This window comes from Pseudarthrobacter sp. LMD1-1-1.1 (assembly GCF_040676255.1).
Classification (GTDB): Bacteria; Actinomycetota; Actinomycetes; order Actinomycetales; family Micrococcaceae; genus Arthrobacter.
Map to the genome: position 1 here is coordinate 426,982 of NZ_JBEGHP010000022.1, position 16,080 is coordinate 443,061.

Consider the following 16,080-nt stretch of genomic DNA (forward strand, 5'->3'; position numbering starts at 1 on the left):
GTCGTACCCTGCCTTCGAAAATTTCTCGGCAGCAGGCATCGCGTTCGCCCGGGGCTGCGGCGGTCGCATCGTGGCTCAGTTGGCTACTGGCAGTTCTTCAGGACGCCGACAATGGCTTCATGCTCGGGTTGGGTGACCCAAAGCGCGTACTTGGCCTTGACGTCAGTTTGCCGCTCCACGTATTCGCATCGGAAGGCTTTGTTCGAGGGAAGCCAAGTGGCCGCGTCCTTGTCGCCTTTGGCGCTGTTGGTGGGGCCGTCCGCTGCCATGAGGTTCAGCGGGTCATTCGCGAGTTCTTTGCGCTGGTCCGCGCTCAGCTGCTGGGCGCCTTTCTGCCACGCGTCGCTGAGTGGAACGATGTGGTCGATCTGGATGTCCGAGCTGGTGTCCTGCCCCCGGACGAATTGGATAGTGGTCCCGGTGTACTTGTCCGCCAGAGTGCCTGACGCGACGACGCAGTTGTTGGTGGCAGGCTTGAACGTCTCCCCGGTCAGGTCGCGGGCGAGGATGTCGTTGCGGGTGTCGCAGCCGTTATGATCGGTATCGGCCCAGGCGGGTCCGAACTCGTCGCGGGTATAGCCAGTCTTCGGGGCGCGGCCCTTAACCGGGATGCTCCCGAGCTGGTCGCGAGCCTTGGCTGCTTCGCTGGCAGTGCCAGCTCCCGTCGGCTGATCGGCAGAGTTGCTCGGAGCAGATCCCATGCCCTCTATGGCATGGGCGGCTGCGTCACAGCCAGCAAGCGGGCCAACCAGCAAGAGCGCCGCGGAGGCGGTCAGGGCTGGGGCTATGGAGCGAATAATTTGAACGGCCCTTCTGTATGGCGAGGAGTTATTCCACGCTAACTTCGGCTACCGCGTGGAGGCGGCAAGAGTACGTGTCGTGCCCGCCACACCGGAGCAATTGTGGGAACCGAACGACACGGCGCCTGTCGGCTCATCTCAGTTCACCGTGGCCAGTCTGACCTTCGACCGAGTCCCGATGAGCCGCTGCTTTGTCAGGTGTTGTTCCGGTGATTGCTGGGATCCGGTGGCGCCAGGAAGGATCTCACTCAGCTTGGCAATTTCCCGGATGTGCTCTGACGTGAAGATGATTTTTCCTTTGCCCCAGCAGGCGTGAGGGAACCTTCCGCTGGTCGCGCCGTCACGCAGCCAAGACTCCGTGCAGCGCATCAGCGCTGCGGCTTCGGCAGGCTCAAAAAATTCGATATCCACAGCGTCTCCCAGGAATCGGTGCACGTTTCCCAGTTCATGCACCCGGCAGGACTCGCCAACATGACCGAATTCCGTAGTCCCCGGCGCCGATTCCCCGGAGGCCCGCTACAGCCGCTGGAAGGCCGTCACCGAGCGTTCAGTGGCGTCAGCACCCACTTGCAATGCTTCGGGCATAAGGTGCCCGTAAACCTGCTCAGTAGTCTTCGTGGAGGCGTGCCCCAGCCGGCGCGAGATGGTAAACAGGGGCACTCCGTCCTGGATAAGCCAGGACGCGTGCGTGTGGCGAAGGTCGTGGATCCGAGGGTTCTTGGTCAGTCCGACCGCCTGCGCCGTGCGAACTGCCGGGACCCAGTAGTCGGCCCAGTAGAGCTTGTGGAAAATACGCCCGCCCTTGGGCGTCGTGAACACAAGTTCCTTTCCGGGCCTGCTCGCCACCAGCGGGATCAGCAGCTCCACCAGCGCAGGGTTCAGCCCGATGGTCCTCTTACCAGCCCCGGTCTTGGTCGGGCCAACGTAAAACTGGTTCTGCCCATCCCGCTTCCACGCCTTGTTGATCCGTGCAGTAGGCGGTTTGGACAGCAAGTCCACGTCCGCCACAGTCAATGCGGTGGCCTCTCCAAAGCGGGCGCCAGTCATGACCAGGAAGTCCGTGAAGGCCTCGAACCACTCTCCCATCCCCTCCATGATGAGCCTGTACTCGGCATGGGTCAGGAACATCGCCTCGTCCTCAGCCTTTTCAATATTCGGCAGCTGCACGCCCCGGCAGGGATTACGAGTGATGTAGCCGAGCATCTCGGCCGTGTTCATCGAAGCCGAAATCAGGCCATGAATGTTGTGGATCGTCTTTGGTGCCTTGCCCTTGGCCATCATGGACTTCACCCAATGGGCAATGACGCGATAGTCGACCTTGTCCACAGGAACGTGACCGATGACTGGCCGGATGTGGAGGTCCAGCATCGTCTGGTACGTCTTGACCGTTCCGCTCGATGGGCGGACCAGCAGGTCGATGTGTTCCTGGATGACTTCCGACACAGTGGGCGGACGTTTCTCATTGGTAAGGATGGCATGCTGAGCAATCTCGAAGGACTGCCCGTTGGCGTCCAAGAGCCGCTTGAGGGTTTCCGCCTCGGGAAGAGTGGCTACTGTAAGGCCTTGGGCGGTCTTCGTCTTCTTATCCCGCCAGCGAACCATGTAGGACTTCGAACCGTCCTTTTTGGTGCGAGTGCTGATGCTGGCCACACACAAAACGGTACGCTCGTGTACACACTTTGGCGGATTTTGTACACGCACAATCCTTGAACAGGCCTTTGACCTGCAGAAACACTGTGCCCGAGGTGGGACTCGAACCCACACACCTTTCGATACCGCATTTTGAGTGCGGCGCGTCTGCCAATTCCGCCACTCGGGCGCGGATTACGTGGAGTCGAAGTACGCCCACAGCTGACTGTGAGCAACGCGATCGCTTCACGTACGCGGAATTACTCTACATGCAGATAGGCTGAATTCCAGAATCGCGCCGCCGTCGCCGCAAACGAACCCCTGCAAGCCAAGTACAGCCGCGGTGGCACCTAAGATAGTGATGTCCCGCCGTACCTTTTCAAGGAGATCCCGTGACTGAACAGACGGAGTCCAAGCCCACGTCCCAGCCGGCGCGCCGCGTCATTGTGGCAGAGGATGAAACCCTCATCCGCCTCGACATCATCGAGATCCTGCGCGGTGAAGGCTACGACGTTGTGGGTGAGGCGGACAACGGCGAGAAGGCCGTCCAGCTCGCCGAGGAACTGAAGCCGGACCTGGTCCTGATGGACGTGAAGATGCCCGTCATGGACGGCATTTCCGCGGCCGAGAAGATCGTCAAGGCCCGCATCGCCCCCGTGGTGCTGCTGACCGCCTTCAGCCAGAAGGAACTGGTGGAGCGTGCCCGCGACGCCGGCGCCATGGCCTACGTGGTCAAGCCGTTCACGCCTGCTGACCTCATCCCGGCCCTGGAGATCGCACTCTCCCGCCACGAGGAAATCAAGGCCCTCGAAAGTGAAGTGTCCGACCTCCAGGAGCAGTTCGCCACCCGCAAGCTCGTCGAGCGCGCCAAAAGCCTGCTGACCACCAAGATGGGCCTGACGGAACCGGAAGCCTTCCGCTGGATCCAGAAGACCTCCATGGACCGCCGCCTCAGCATGCGTGAGGTCGCCGAAACCATCATCAACCAGGTCAACTAGCGCTTCGGCTGGCCCGCGGAAACGCACGACGGCGGGCCAGCCTCGCACAGGCAGGTCACTGAACCAGCCAACCACCACAACGAAAAAGGACCCCTGCCAACCGGCAGGGGTCCTTTTCGGTGAAGCCTAGGCCTGGGCGGCCTGGTTCTTCTTCTTCTTTTCCGGCCAGGGGCCGAGCTTCTCGCGGTTGCTGCCGGGCTCGCCGCCCTGGCTGCCGGCATCGGCGAGGTCGCCCACCTTGTGGACCTTCAGCATGTTCGTGGAGCCGGCTTTTCCGGGAGGTGAACCGGCGGCAATGACCACCAGGTCGCCGTCGTCCACCAGGTCCATTTCCAGCAGGCTGCGGTCAACCTGGGACGTCATCTCATCGGTGTGGCCCACCATGGGGACCAGCACCGGCTGGATGCCCCAGGTCAGTGCAAGCTGGTTCCACACGTGCTCCACCGGGGTGAAGGCAAACACGGCCTTGATGGGCCGCAGGCGGGAGAGGCGCCGGGCGGAGTCGCCGGACTGGGTGAAGGTACAGATGTACTTCGCATCCAGCTGGTCGGCGATTTCGACGGCGGCACGCGTGATGGCGCCACCACGGGTCTTGGGCTTGGTCCCCAGCGGGGGAACGCGCTCCAGGCCATGCACTTCGGTGGACTCGATGATCCGGGCCATGGTCTTGACCGTCTCGATCGGGTACTTGCCCACGCTGGTCTCACCGGACAGCATGACGGCGTCAGCACCGTCCAGCACGGCGTTGGCGCAGTCGGACGCCTCTGCACGGGTGGGGCGCGGGTTGTCGATCATGGATTCCAGGACCTGGGTGGCCACGATGACCGGCTTGGCCCAGCGGCGTGCCAGCTCAACGGCGCGCTTCTGGACGATCGGCACTTCCTCCAGCGGCAGTTCCACGCCAAGGTCGCCACGAGCCACCATGATGGCGTCGAACGCGTCGATGATCTCGGGCAGCTGCTCCACGGCCTGCGGCTTTTCGATCTTGGCGATGACCGGCACGCGGCGGCCTTCCTCGTCCATGATCTCGTGCACGCGGGTGATGTCCGAGGCATCCCGGACGAACGAGAGCGCCACCAGGTCAACCCCGCGGCGGATGGCCCAGCGGAGGTCTTCCTCGTCTTTTTCGCTCAGTGCGGGGACGTTGACTGCCACGCCGGGGAGGTTGATGCCCTTGTTGTTGGACACCATGCCGCCGACGGTCACCTCGGCGACCACCTTGACGTCGTCGACCTCGATGGCGCGCAGCGCCACCTTGCCGTCGTCGATCAGCAGGGCGTCGCCCACGTTGACGTCCTCGGTGAGGCTCTTCAGCGTGGTGGAGCAAATGTCCTTGGTGCCGGGAACATCCTCGGTGGTGATGGTGAAGATGTCGCCAACAGCGAGGGCGTGCGGGCCGTCAACGAAGCGGCCCAGGCGGATCTTGGGACCCTGCAGGTCGGCCATGATGGCCACTGCCTTGCTCAGGTCGGACGCGGCCTTGCGGACGTTCTCGTAGGTGTTGTCATGCACGGTGTAGTCACCGTGGCTCATGTTCATGCGGGCGACGTCAACGCCGGCCTCCAGCACCGCGAGGGTGTTTTCGTAGCTGGCAATTGCCGGGCCGAACGTAGCCACAATTTTTGCGCGTCTCATATACCTACCCTATTGGTCTCTTGCATTGGTTAAGTTGTCTGCGAGGTGAACCCTCGATGCATCCCCCGGGACAGCGGTCAGAGGACAGCGATGGCGCGGTCCGTTGGCGCGACGGGTGCAGGAAGGATGGTGCTTCCCATCAGGTACTTGTCCACCGCGGCGGCGGCGGCGCGGCCCTCGGCGATGGCCCACACAATCAGGGACTGCCCGCGGCCGGCGTCACCGGCAACGAAGACACCCTCGGTGTTGGTCATGTAGTAGCCGTCGCGTGCCACGTTGCCGCGGCCGTCGAATTCGGCGTGCACCTGTTCGGTGATGCCGGCAGGTTCGGCGCCGGTGAAGCCCAGGGACAGGAACACCAGGTCGGCGGGGATTATCCGCTCGGTGCCGGCCTTGGGGAGCCGCTTGCCGTCCACGAACTCGGTCTCGGCCACCTTCACGCCGGTGAGCTTGCCGTTTTCGCCCACGAACTCGACGGTGGAGGCGAGGTAGGTGCGTTCGCCGCCTTCCTCGTGTGCGCTGGCCACCTCGAAGAGGGTGGGAAACGTCGGCCACGGCTGGTGGCTGGCACGCTCCGCCGGCGGCTGCTTGCCGATGGCCAGGGTGGTGACGGATGCGGCGCCGTGCCGGTGCGCAGTGCCCAAGCAGTCGGCTCCGGTATCGCCGCCGCCCAGGATCACCACGTGCTTGCCGTGAGCGTTGATCTGGTTCTCGATGGTTTCCCCGGCCACCGCGCGGTTGGCGGGCACCAGGTAGTCCATGGCGAAGTGGACGCCGTCCAGGTCGCGGCCCGGGATGGGCAGGTCACGCGGAACGGTGGCACCCGTGCACACCACGACGGCATCGTAGCGCCTGCGCAGCTGCTCCCAGGTGACGTCGGTGCCCACGGACACGCCGGTCCGGAACCGGGTGCCTTCCGCCTTCATCTGCTCGATGCGGCGGTCCACCTGCTCTTTTTCCATCTTGAAGTCGGGGATGCCGTACCGCAGGAGGCCGCCGATCTTGTCGTCCCGCTCGTAGACGGCAACGGTGTGGCCCACCCGGGTGAGCTGCTGGGCGACGGCCAGGCCGGCGGGGCCGGAGCCGACCACCGCAACAGTCTTGCCGGTGAGGCGGGCCGGCGGCAGCGGGTTGACCCACCCGTTGTCCCAGGCCTCGTCGATGATCGACACTTCCACCTGCTTGATGGTCACGGCGGGCTGGTTGATCCCCAGCACGCAGGACGCCTCGCAGGGCGCCGGGCAGAGCCGGCCGGTGAACTCGGGGAAGTTGTTCGTGGCGTGCAGGCGCTCGATTGCCTCATCGCCCTTGTCCCGCCACATGAGGTCGTTCCACTCGGGGATGAGGTTGCCCAGCGGGCAGCCCTGGTGGCAGAAGGGAACACCACAGTCCATGCAGCGTCCGGCCTGGGCTTTCAGCGTCCCCTTTTCCTGCGCCTCGTAGACCTCTTTCCAGTCCATGATGCGGACGGGAACGGGGCGGCGTGGCTGGGTTTCACGCTGGCGTACTTTCAGAAATCCGCGTGGATCAGCCACCGGTAACCTCCAGGATTCGAGACCATACTTCTTCGCCGTCGGGGTCAAGGCCCTCTTCGATGGCGTCGAGACGGGTTTGCAGCACGGCCGCGTAGTCGCGCGGCAGCACCTTGGTGATGCGGGCGGCGGTGTCATCGAAGTTCTCGAGGAGGCGTGCCGCCAGCTGGGAGTCAGTTTCTTCCACGTGCTTGACCAACAGGCCGTGGACGATGTCGCGGTCCTCGGAGTCCAGCTCGCGCAGCTGCAGTTCGCCGGACTCCAGCGCCTGCTTGTTGACGCGGGTGGTCCGCAGGTCCAGGACGTAGGCGGTACCGCCGGACATGCCCGCGCCGAAGTTGCGGCCGGTGCGCCCGATGATCAGCGTCTGGCCGCCGGTCATGTACTCGCAGCCGTGGTCGCCAATGCCTTCGACGACGGCGGTGGCACCGGAGTTGCGCACCAGGAAGCGTTCGCCCACCTGGCCGCGCAGGAACATCTCACCGCTGGTGGCGCCGTAGCCGATCACGTTGCCGGCAATGACGTTGGTCTCCGCCTTGAACACGTTGGTGCGGTCCGGACGGACGATGATCCGGCCGCCGGACAGGCCCTTGCCCACGTAGTCGTTCGAGTCGCCGTACAGCCGCAGCGTGATGCCCGCGGGCAGGAAAGCGCCCAGGGACTGGCCCGCAGTGCCGTTCAGCGTGACGTCGATGGTGTCCGTGGCCAGGACATCGGTACCGAAGGTCTTGGTGACGACGTGGCCCAGCATGGTGCCCACCGAACGGTCGGTGTTGATGACGTCCACGGTGATCTTCACCGGGCTGCGGTCGGTCAGGGCCTCGGTGGCCATGGTGATCAGGCGCTGGTCAAAGTGCTTGTCCAGCTCGTGGTTCTGCCCGGTCATGTTCCGCAGCGGCGCGTCGTCGTCGAACTCCAGGCCGTGCAGGATCGGGTCCAGGTCCAGGCCGTCGGCCTTCCAGTGGTCCACCGCGTCGCGGGTGTCCAGGACCTCGGCATGGCCGATGGCCTCCTCGAGGCTCCGGAAGCCAAGCTCAGCGAGGATTTCGCGGACTTCCTCGGCGAGGAACTCGAAGAAGTTGACCACGAATTCCGGCTTGCCGCTGAAGCGGGCCCGCAGCTCGGGGTTCTGCGTGGCGACGCCCACGGGGCAGGTGTCCAGGTGGCAGACGCGCATCATGATGCAGCCTTCCACCACGAGCGGCGCGGTGGCGAAACCGAACTCCTCGCCGCCCAGCAGGGCAGCGATGACAACGTCGCGGCCGGTCTTGAGCTGGCCGTCCACCTGCACCACCACGCGGTCGCGCAGGCCGTTGAGCATGAGCGTCTGCTGGGTCTCGGCCAGGCCAAGTTCCCAGGGAACACCGGCGTGCTTGAGCGAGTTCAGCGGCGAGGCGCCGGTGCCGCCGTCGTGTCCGGAAACAAGGACGACGTCGGCCTTCGCCTTGGTCACGCCGGACGCCACGGTGCCGATCCCCACTTCGGAGACGAGCTTTACGTGCACACGGGCCGAGGGGTTGGCACGCTTGGCATCGTAGATGAGCTGCGCCAGGTCCTCGATCGAGTAGATGTCGTGGTGCGGGGGCGGGGAGATCAGCCCGACGCCGGGGGTTGAGTGCCGCGTGCGGGCAACCCACGGGTAGACCTTCTGCGCCATCAGCTGGCCGCCTTCGCCGGGCTTGGCACCCTGCGCCATCTTGATCTGGATGTCGTCGGCGTTGGTCAGGTAGAGGCTGGTCACGCCGAAACGGCCGGACGCGATCTGCTTGACGGCAGAGCGCCGCTTCGGGTCGAGCAGGCGGTCCACGTCCTCGCCGCCCTCACCGGTGTTGGACTTGCCGCCCAGCTGGTTCATGGCGATGGCCAGCGTCTCGTGGGCCTCCTGGGAGATGGAGCCGTAGCTCATCGCACCGGTGGAGAACCGCTTGACGATGCTGGAGACGGGCTCCACTTCCTCAAGGGGAACGGACGGGCGCTCATTCTTGAACTTGAGCAGGCCGCGGAGGGTCATGAGGTTGGTGGACTGGTCGTCCACTCCCCTGGTGTACGCCTTGAAGATGTCGTAGCGGCGCTCACGCGTGGCGTGCTGCAACCGGAAGACGGTCTCCGGGTTGAACAGGTGCGGCTCGCCGTCGCGGCGCCACTGGTACTCGCCGCCGCCCAGGAGCGGACGGTGCGGCTGTTCGATGCCGCCCTCCGGGTAGGCCATCTGGTGGCGGGCGGAGACCTCGGCAGCGATGACGTCCAGGCCCACGCCGCCCAGCTGGGAGTGCGTGCCGGCGAAGAATTCGTCCACCAGTTCCTGGCCCAGGCCCAGCGCCTCGAAGGTCTGGGCGCCGGTGTAGGAGGCCACCGTGGAGATGCCCATCTTGGACATGATCTTCAGGACGCCCTTGCCCAGGCCCTTGATGAGGTTGTAGACGCCGTCCTGCGGGGTCACCCCGGTGACGTCGCCGGCCGCGATGAGCTGCTCCACGGATTCCATGGCCAGGTACGGGTTGACGGCGGAGGCGCCGTAGCCGATCAGGACGGCCACGTGGTGCGTCTCGCGGACGTCGCCGGCCTCGACCACCAGGGCGGTCTTGGTGCGGTTGGCGCTGCGCAGCAGGTGGTGGTGCACGGCGCTGACCAGCAGCAGCGACGGGATGGGCGCCCACTGGGCGTTGGAGTCACGGTCGGACAGCACGATGTACTGGACACCGCGGTTGATCGCACCAGAGACCTGCTCGCAGATTTCGGTGAGCCGGGCGCGGAGCGCATTCTCGCCGCCTTCGGGGCGGTACAGGCCGCGGACCTTCATGGCCACGCGGTTGCCGTCGGCGTCCTCGATGTTGGCGATCTTGGCGAGCTGGTCGTTATTGATCACCGGGAAGGGCAGCTGGACCTGCGGCTGGCGGACCTGCTTGGTGTCCAGGAGGTTGCCGTTGGGTCCGATGGCGCAGGTCAGCGACGTGACCAGTTCTTCACGGATGGCATCCAGCGGCGGGTTGGTGACCTGCGCGAAGGACTGCACGAAGTAGTCGAAGAGCAGGCGCGGGCGCTTCGACAGCACGGCCACCGGGGTATCGGAACCCATGGCACCCAGGGGCTCGGCGCCGGTGCGGGCCATGGGGCCCAGCAGGATCTTCAGTTCCTCGGTGGTGTAGCCGAAGGTGCGCTGGCGGATGTTTACGGACGCGGCGGTGTGCACCACGTGCTCGCGCTCGGGCAGGTCGTTGAGGTCGATCAGGTTGTCCTTGACCCACTCGGCCCACGGGTTGGCCGCGGCCACTTCGGCCTTGACCTCTTCGTCGTCAATGATGCGGCCGGCCTCGGTGTCCACCAGGAACATCTTGCCCGGGGACACACGGCCCTTCTTGACCACCTTGGAGGGTTCGACGTCGATCACGCCCACCTCGGAGGCGAAGACGATCAGACCGTCCTCAGTGATCCAGAAGCGGCCGGGACGCAGTCCGTTGCGGTCCAGGGTGGCGCCCACCAGGTTGCCGTCGGTGAAGGAAACAGCGGCGGGGCCGTCCCAGGGTTCCATCAGCAGCGAGTGGTACTCGTAGAAGGCGCGGCGGGCCGGATCCATGGTGGCGTGGTTTTCCCAGGCCTCAGGGATCATCATCATGATCGAGTGCGTGATGGGGCGGCCGGACAGCCACAGCAGTTCCGCTACCTCGTCAAAGGAGGCGGAGTCGGAGGCGCCGGGGGTGCAGATGGGGTACAGCTCTTCCGGCGAGTCACCCAGCAGCGGGTTGGCAAGCTGGGACTGCCGGGCGCGCATCCAGTTCCGGTTGCCCTTGACGGTGTTGATTTCACCGTTGTGGGCGATGGTCCGGAACGGCTGCGCGAGCGGCCAGGACGGGAAGGTGTTGGTGGAGAAGCGTGAGTGGACGATCGCGAGCTTGGTCTTGAAGCGCTTGTCCGACAGGTCCGGGTAGAACGGCTCCAGCTGGGCGGTGGTGAGCATGCCCTTGTAGACGATGGTGCGCGAGGACAGCGACGGGAAGTACACGCCGAACTTGTTCTGGGCGCGCTTGCGGATGCGCCAGGCGCGGGAGTCCAGTTCGTTGCGGTCCAGTTCCTCACCGTTGGCGGATGCCAGGAACGGCTGGGAGAAGTAAGGCATGCAGGCACGGGCCATGGCGCCCACGAGGTCGGCGACAACCGGCACCTCACGCCAGCCGAGGACCTTCAGGCCCTCGTCGGCGGCCAGTCCCTCGATGCCTGCCTTGGCGGCGTCGGCCTCCCGCTGCTCGGCCGGAAGGAACGCGGTACCGGCAACGTACTGGCCGGGTGCCGGCAGCTCGAATTCGGTGACGGCCCGGAAGAACTCGTCGGGGATCTGCATGAGCAGGCCCGCGCCGTCGCCGGTTCCCTCGTCGGCGCCCACGGCACCGCGGTGCTCAAGGTTGCGCAGCGCGGTGAGGGCGGCATCGACGATGTCGTACCCGGGTTCGCCGCGAAGGGTGGCGATGATGGCGAGGCCGCACGCGTCCTTTTCCTGTTCCGGGTTGTACAGCCCGGCGGCCTCCGGCATGGCGGCGAAGCGCTTGAACGGCGACAGTGCAGCCCCGGGCTGATCCGGTTCGGACCAGCTGGGAGTGTTAAGAGTTTGGGTCATGGGAGACGTCCTTCCTCCTGATCGTGCGTATGGAAGGGACACCGTTGGCCCCACTCGTCGGCGCCGTTGCAAGGGCACAACAAAGTGTTGATTACTGGAAATTGTAGGTCAGCGCAGCCTGCTGAACTAACGGTTACGCAGGCCCCTGCCCGGGGCAACACCGGACAGCAGCTTCACGCTGTACGGACGGTGCCCCATGCCACGACGTTGTGGTTTCGGGCTCTTCGAGCGGTGGCTCTACTGCCCTGCCTGGCCGGCGCCCTACTTGCCGGTGCCGGCCTCCGGTGCGGGTTCCGTGGCTGTACTGCCGGAGTGTCCGGCAGCCGTCGCATCCGCTCCGGGCTTTCGGCCGGCCGGTGCCGCCTCGGCTTCTTCCGTGGGGTCGGAAGCATGCCTGGAACCGCTGTGGTTATCAGGGAGATTACCACGCGAATCACTATCTGAGACAACATTGTCCGGATCACGGACCTCTGTGACTGTCCCGGCATGTGGTCCCGTTGTCACGGCCTTGTCCGGTTCGCGGCCCGCAAGGTACACGGTGTCAGGATCCGGCCGGCCCTTGAGGCCCAGCAGAATGAAGGCGGTTAGGGCTGCCAGGAACACAAAGATGCTGGTCCAGACGTTGAGCCTGGTGGTGATGCCAAGGATGCTGATCTGTTCGGCATCGTCGATGCGCATCGCTTCAATCCAGACGCGGCCCAGCGTGTAGTACATGGCGTACAGCCAGAAGAGCCTGCTCCGGCGGAAGGTGAAGCGCCGGTCCAGGGCCAGCAGTATCAGGACGCCGGCCAGGTTCCACAGCGACTCGTAAAGGAACGTGGGGTGGAAGAGGGTGTCGGCGGGCATGCCGGCCGGAAAGTTGGGGTTGTTCGCGTCAATCTGCAGGCCCCACGGCAGGGTGGTGGGGCCGCCGAATAGTTCCTGGTTGAAGTAGTTGCCCCACCGGCCAATGGCCTGTGCCAGGAGCAGTCCCGGCGCTGCGGCATCGACGAAGGCGCTCAGCTTGACGCCGCTGCGGCGGCACCCGATCCAGGCACCCACCGCACCGAGCACGACGGCGCCCCAGATTCCCAGGCCACCCCGCTGGATCTGCGGGATCAGGGAGAGGTCTCCGGTGCCGTCGAAGCCGGGGCCGAAGTAGGCGTCCGGGGATGAGACCACGTGGTAAAGCCGGCCGCCGATGATGCCAAAGGGGATGGCCCAGATGACGATGTCCCAGACGCTGCCTTCAGGGGCACCACGCTTGGCCCAGCGGACGGACGTCAGCCACAGGCCTACGACGATGCCGGCCAGGATGCACAGCGCGTAGGCGTGGATCCGCAGGCTGCCCCACGGGAGGGGGATGTCGAAGCCGGACCAGTCCGGGCTGGGGATGCTGGCGGACACCAACGTGGGTGCCAGGGCGGTTGCCTGAAGGAGCAGCTGCATTGGCTACGCCCCGGTTTCCTGCGTGAGGCCGGATTCCCGGGTCAGCCCGGTGGCGAGGTCCTTGGTGAGGGCGCCGACGGCGTCCACTCCCCCGTCGCGGAGGGCGGCCACCAGGGCCGTGCCCACGATGACGCCTTCCGCGTAGGCTGCGATTTCGCGGACCTGGTCAGCGGTGGAGACGCCAAGCCCCACGCAGACGCGTTCGGCGCCTGCACCGTGCGCTGCCGCCACAACATCCTTGGCGGCCGTGCTGACGGATGTCCGTGCGCCCGTCACCCCCATGATGGATACGGCGTAGACGAACCCGCGGCTCGCGTCCACGGTGCGCTGCATGCGCTCCGGCGTCGAGGACGGTGCCACCAGGAACACCCGGTCCAGGCCGTACTTGTCAGAGGCTGCCATCCATTCGGCGGCTTCGTCCGGAATGAGGTCCGGGGTGATGAGCCCTGCGCCGCCGGCTTCGGCGAGCCGGCGCGAGAACTCATCCACGCCCATGCGGACCACGGGGTTCCAGTAGGTCATGACCAGGACGGCAGCATCGGTCTTGCTGGTGATGCCGGCGACGACGTCGAACACCTGGCTGACGTGGAAGCCCTTGGCCAGGGCCTCGGTGGTGGCGGCCTGGATGACCTGTCCGTCCATGACCGGATCCGAGTAGGGGATGCCGATTTCGATCAGGTCGGCTCCGTTCTCCGCCAGGGCGATGCCTGCGGCGATGGTTTCCTCCACGCTGGGGTAGCCGGCGGGAAGGTAGCCGATGAGCGCCGAGCGCCCCTGAGAACGGGCCCTGTCGATCGCTGCTGCCGACTTGCTGGCCGTTTCTGCCTGATTGGCGATGTCTGCGCTGCTCACAGCTGCTCCCCCTCTTTGCCGATTTCCGATTCGGCGGAATTTTTGTCCAACAGGTCAAACCATTCGGCGGCGGTGGCCACGTCCTTGTCACCGCGTCCGGACAGGTTGACGATGATGATCTTTTCACCGGCGGAAGCGGCGTCCTCGGCGGCAAGCCGCTGGCCCACCTTGATGGCTCCGGCCAGCGCATGCGAGGACTCGATGGCGGGGATGATGCCCTCGGTGCGGCACAGGAGCCGGAAGGCGTCCATCGCTTCGCCGTCGGTGATGGGCTCGTAGCTGACCCGCCCGATATCGGCCAGGTAGGAGTGCTCCGGGCCGACCCCGGGGTAGTCCAGTCCGGCGGAGATCGAGTGCGACTCGATGGTCTGCCCGTCGTCGTCCTGCATCAGGTAGGAGCGTGCACCATGGAGCACCCCGGGCTTGCCCAGGGTAATGGTGGCGGCGTGCCGGCCGGTCTCCACGCCTTCGCCGCCGGCCTCGAACCCGTAGATCTTCACGCTGGGATCATCCAGGAACCCGTGGAAGATGCCGATGGCGTTGGAGCCGCCGCCAATGCAGGCGCAGACAGCGTCCGGAAGCCTGCCCTCCTGCTCGAGGATCTGGGCACGGGCTTCCTCGCCGATGACCTCGTGGAAGTAGCGGACCATCGCGGGGAACGGGTGGGCTCCGGCGGCGGTGCCCAGCAGGTAGTGGGTGGTGGAAACGTTGGCTACCCAGTCCCGGAGGGCATCGTTGATGGCGTCCTTGAGGGTCTGGGACCCGCTGGTCACGGGAATGACCTTGGCCCCCAGCAGCTCCATGCGGGCAACGTTCAGCGCCTGGCGGCGGCAGTCCTCGGCACCCATGTACACCACGCACTCCAGGCCCATGAGGGCGGCGGCGGTGGCACTGGCCACGCCGTGCTGGCCGGCGCCGGTCTCGGCGATGATGCGGGTCTTGCCCATGCGCTTGGCGAGCAGGGCCTGGCCCAGGACGTTGTTGATCTTGTGCGAGCCAGTGTGGTTGAGGTCCTCGCGCTTGAGGAACACCCGTACTCCCCCGGCGTGCTGGGAGAACCGCTTGGCTTCCGTGAGCAGGGACGGGCGGCCGGAGTAGTTCTTGTTCAGGTCCGCGATCTGGGCCCGGAACTCGGGGTCGTCCTTGGCCTTGTTGAAGGTCTCTTCAAGTTCGTCCAGGGCGGCGATGAGGGACTCGGGCATCCATCGGCCGCCGTAGTTGCCGAAGTACGGCCCCGGGGCGTGGCGGAGGGATCCCCCCTGCAGGAATGCTTCCGCGGTGGTGTTGTCAGCGTTTCCTGAGGGTGCTTCAGCCATCAGTCCTGTCCTGTTCGAAGTTGGTGGTCAAAAAGTGTGCAGTTCCGGTACCGGGCCGGAACGGGTGCCTGTCCCGCGGGCCAGCGTGCTGCTGCCCCGCAGGAGGCTCGATGGTGCGTGCCTTAGCTGCGGGCAGCGATGGCGGCGGCGCCGGCGGCAGTGAACTCGGCGATGCGTTCCCGCGGCGTGGCGTGGCTTACCAGGGCCTCGCCCACCAGTATGGCGTTGGCGCCGCTGGCGGCGTAATGCGTGACGTCGTCCGCGTCGCGGACGCCTGATTCGGCAACCACGACGGCCTCGGCGGGGATCATTCCTGCCAGGGAGGCAAAAACGGAACGGTCGACGTCGAGCGTCTTCAGGTTGCGCACGTTGACGCCGATGATCCGGGCGTTGGCCGCGACGGCCCGCTCGATTTCTTCCTCCGTGTGCGTCTCCACCAGCACGTTCATGCCGAGCTCGCGGCTGAGGGCGCTGAACTCCGTGAGCTGGGAGTCGGAAAGCGCGGCCACGATGAGCAGGATGAGGTCGGCACCGTGGGCACGGGCCTCCCAGATCTGGTACTCGTCGAGCGTGAAGTCCTTGCGCAGCAGCGGGATGTCGACGGCGGCGCGCACGGCGTCAAGGTCGGCCAGGGACCCGTTGAAGCGGCGCTGTTCGGTGAGGACGCTGATGACGGAGGCACCGCCGTCGGCGTACTGCCGGGCGAGCGACGCGGGATCCCCGATGCTGGCGAGATCGCCCTTGGAGGGGCTCCGGCGCTTGATTTCGGCGATGACTTTCAGCTGTTCCCGCGTTGGGGAGGTTCCGCCGAGGGCCGCCCAGGCGTCGCGGGCGGGTGCCGCTGCCTGGGCCAGGTCCTTCAGCTCAGCCAGGGAAACGAGCCGCTTCCTGGCCTCCATATCCTCCCTGACACCGGCGTTGATGTCGTCGAGAACAGTCGCCATCAGTGGCCGGAGTTCTTCAGCTTGCTGCCTTCGACGCCGTAGCCTGCCTTGCGCATGACGTAACCGAGGATCAGGCCGATGACCATGACGACGGCGCCGCCGATGAAGATGGGGGTGCTGGCGATGACGAAGGCGATGGCTGCGATGAGCGCGCCGACGAGCATGACGATGACGCAGGTCCATGCTGCCGGGCTGTTGCCGTGGCCCAGTTCCTGGCTGTGGTCAATGGCGCCCGGGGCGACCTGGCGGGTGCCGGACTTGGAAACGGACGCAGGTGCTTTGCTCATGGAAAATCTCCTCAGGGTGGATACTGCTTACATTCTGCCATTTTTTGGCC

The 16,080-nt window shown here is 65.6% G+C and carries 12 protein-coding genes and 1 tRNA gene; 1 reads left to right on the top strand and 12 read right to left on the bottom strand.

Going from position 1 to position 16,080, the window contains the following annotated elements; translation table 11 throughout:
* Window positions 1-83: 83 nt before the first annotated feature.
* From MRBLMD1_RS12505 to MRBLMD1_RS12520, 4 genes are all read right to left on the bottom strand, one after another.
* Window positions 84-701, bottom strand: coding sequence for an HNH endonuclease family protein (locus tag MRBLMD1_RS12505; protein ID WP_414703687.1), 618 nt, complete (start codon window positions 699-701; stop codon window positions 84-86).
* 237 nt (window positions 702-938) lie between these two features.
* Window positions 939-1,211 carry a hypothetical protein gene (locus MRBLMD1_RS12510; protein ID WP_364400047.1) on the bottom strand — a complete coding sequence of 91 codons (273 nt, stop codon included), beginning with the start codon at window positions 1,209-1,211 and terminating at the stop codon, window positions 939-941.
* Window positions 1,212-1,316: 105 nt separating this feature from the next.
* Window positions 1,317-2,450 carry a tyrosine-type recombinase/integrase gene (locus MRBLMD1_RS12515; protein ID WP_364400050.1) on the bottom strand — a complete coding sequence of 378 codons (1,134 nt, stop codon included), beginning with the start codon at window positions 2,448-2,450 and terminating at the stop codon, window positions 1,317-1,319.
* Window positions 2,451-2,537: 87 nt separating this feature from the next.
* A tRNA-Leu gene (locus tag MRBLMD1_RS12520) sits at window positions 2,538-2,619 on the bottom strand.
* Window positions 2,620-2,821: 202 nt separating this feature from the next.
* Here MRBLMD1_RS12520 and MRBLMD1_RS12525 point away from each other — a divergent pair.
* Window positions 2,822-3,427, top strand: coding sequence for an ANTAR domain-containing response regulator (locus MRBLMD1_RS12525; RefSeq protein WP_009358190.1), 606 nt, complete (start codon window positions 2,822-2,824; stop codon window positions 3,425-3,427).
* Window positions 3,428-3,553: 126 nt separating this feature from the next.
* Here the strand turns inward: MRBLMD1_RS12525 and pyk are convergent, their stop codons facing one another.
* The 8 genes from pyk to MRBLMD1_RS12565 form a co-directional block, all read right to left on the bottom strand.
* Window positions 3,554-5,062, bottom strand: a complete 1,509-nt coding sequence (gene pyk, locus MRBLMD1_RS12530) for a pyruvate kinase (RefSeq protein ID WP_159632127.1) — start codon at window positions 5,060-5,062, stop codon at window positions 3,554-3,556.
* A gap of 77 nt (window positions 5,063-5,139) precedes the next feature.
* Complete coding sequence (locus MRBLMD1_RS12535) at window positions 5,140-6,597, bottom strand: glutamate synthase subunit beta (RefSeq protein ID WP_364400053.1); 1,458 nt, start codon at window positions 6,595-6,597, stop codon at window positions 5,140-5,142.
* Window positions 6,590-11,203 (bottom strand): glutamate synthase large subunit, encoded by a 4,614-nt coding sequence (gltB, locus tag MRBLMD1_RS12540; protein WP_324644833.1) that lies wholly within the window; start codon window positions 11,201-11,203, stop codon window positions 6,590-6,592. Before gltB ends, MRBLMD1_RS12535 begins: the two co-directional genes overlap by 8 nt.
* A 261-nt stretch (window positions 11,204-11,464) precedes the next feature.
* Window positions 11,465-12,631 carry a prolipoprotein diacylglyceryl transferase gene (lgt, locus tag MRBLMD1_RS12545; RefSeq protein ID WP_364400058.1) on the bottom strand — a complete coding sequence of 389 codons (1,167 nt, stop codon included), beginning with the start codon at window positions 12,629-12,631 and terminating at the stop codon, window positions 11,465-11,467.
* A 3-nt stretch (window positions 12,632-12,634) separates the two neighbouring features.
* Complete coding sequence (trpA, locus tag MRBLMD1_RS12550) at window positions 12,635-13,483, bottom strand: tryptophan synthase subunit alpha (RefSeq protein WP_364400061.1); 849 nt, start codon at window positions 13,481-13,483, stop codon at window positions 12,635-12,637.
* A complete protein-coding gene (gene trpB, locus MRBLMD1_RS12555) occupies window positions 13,480-14,799 on the bottom strand; it encodes a tryptophan synthase subunit beta (RefSeq protein ID WP_159632131.1) in 1,320 nt (439 codons plus the stop codon). Before trpB ends, trpA begins: the two co-directional genes overlap by 4 nt.
* A gap of 122 nt (window positions 14,800-14,921) precedes the next feature.
* Window positions 14,922-15,743: an indole-3-glycerol phosphate synthase TrpC gene (gene trpC, locus MRBLMD1_RS12560; RefSeq protein ID WP_364400065.1), complete on the bottom strand. Its 822-nt coding sequence runs from the start codon at window positions 15,741-15,743 to the stop codon at window positions 14,922-14,924.
* Window positions 15,743-16,030, bottom strand: a complete 288-nt coding sequence (locus MRBLMD1_RS12565) for an HGxxPAAW family protein (protein ID WP_141160741.1) — start codon at window positions 16,028-16,030, stop codon at window positions 15,743-15,745. The genes trpC and MRBLMD1_RS12565 overlap by 1 nt, the downstream gene beginning before the upstream one ends.
* Window positions 16,031-16,080 lie beyond the last annotated feature (50 nt).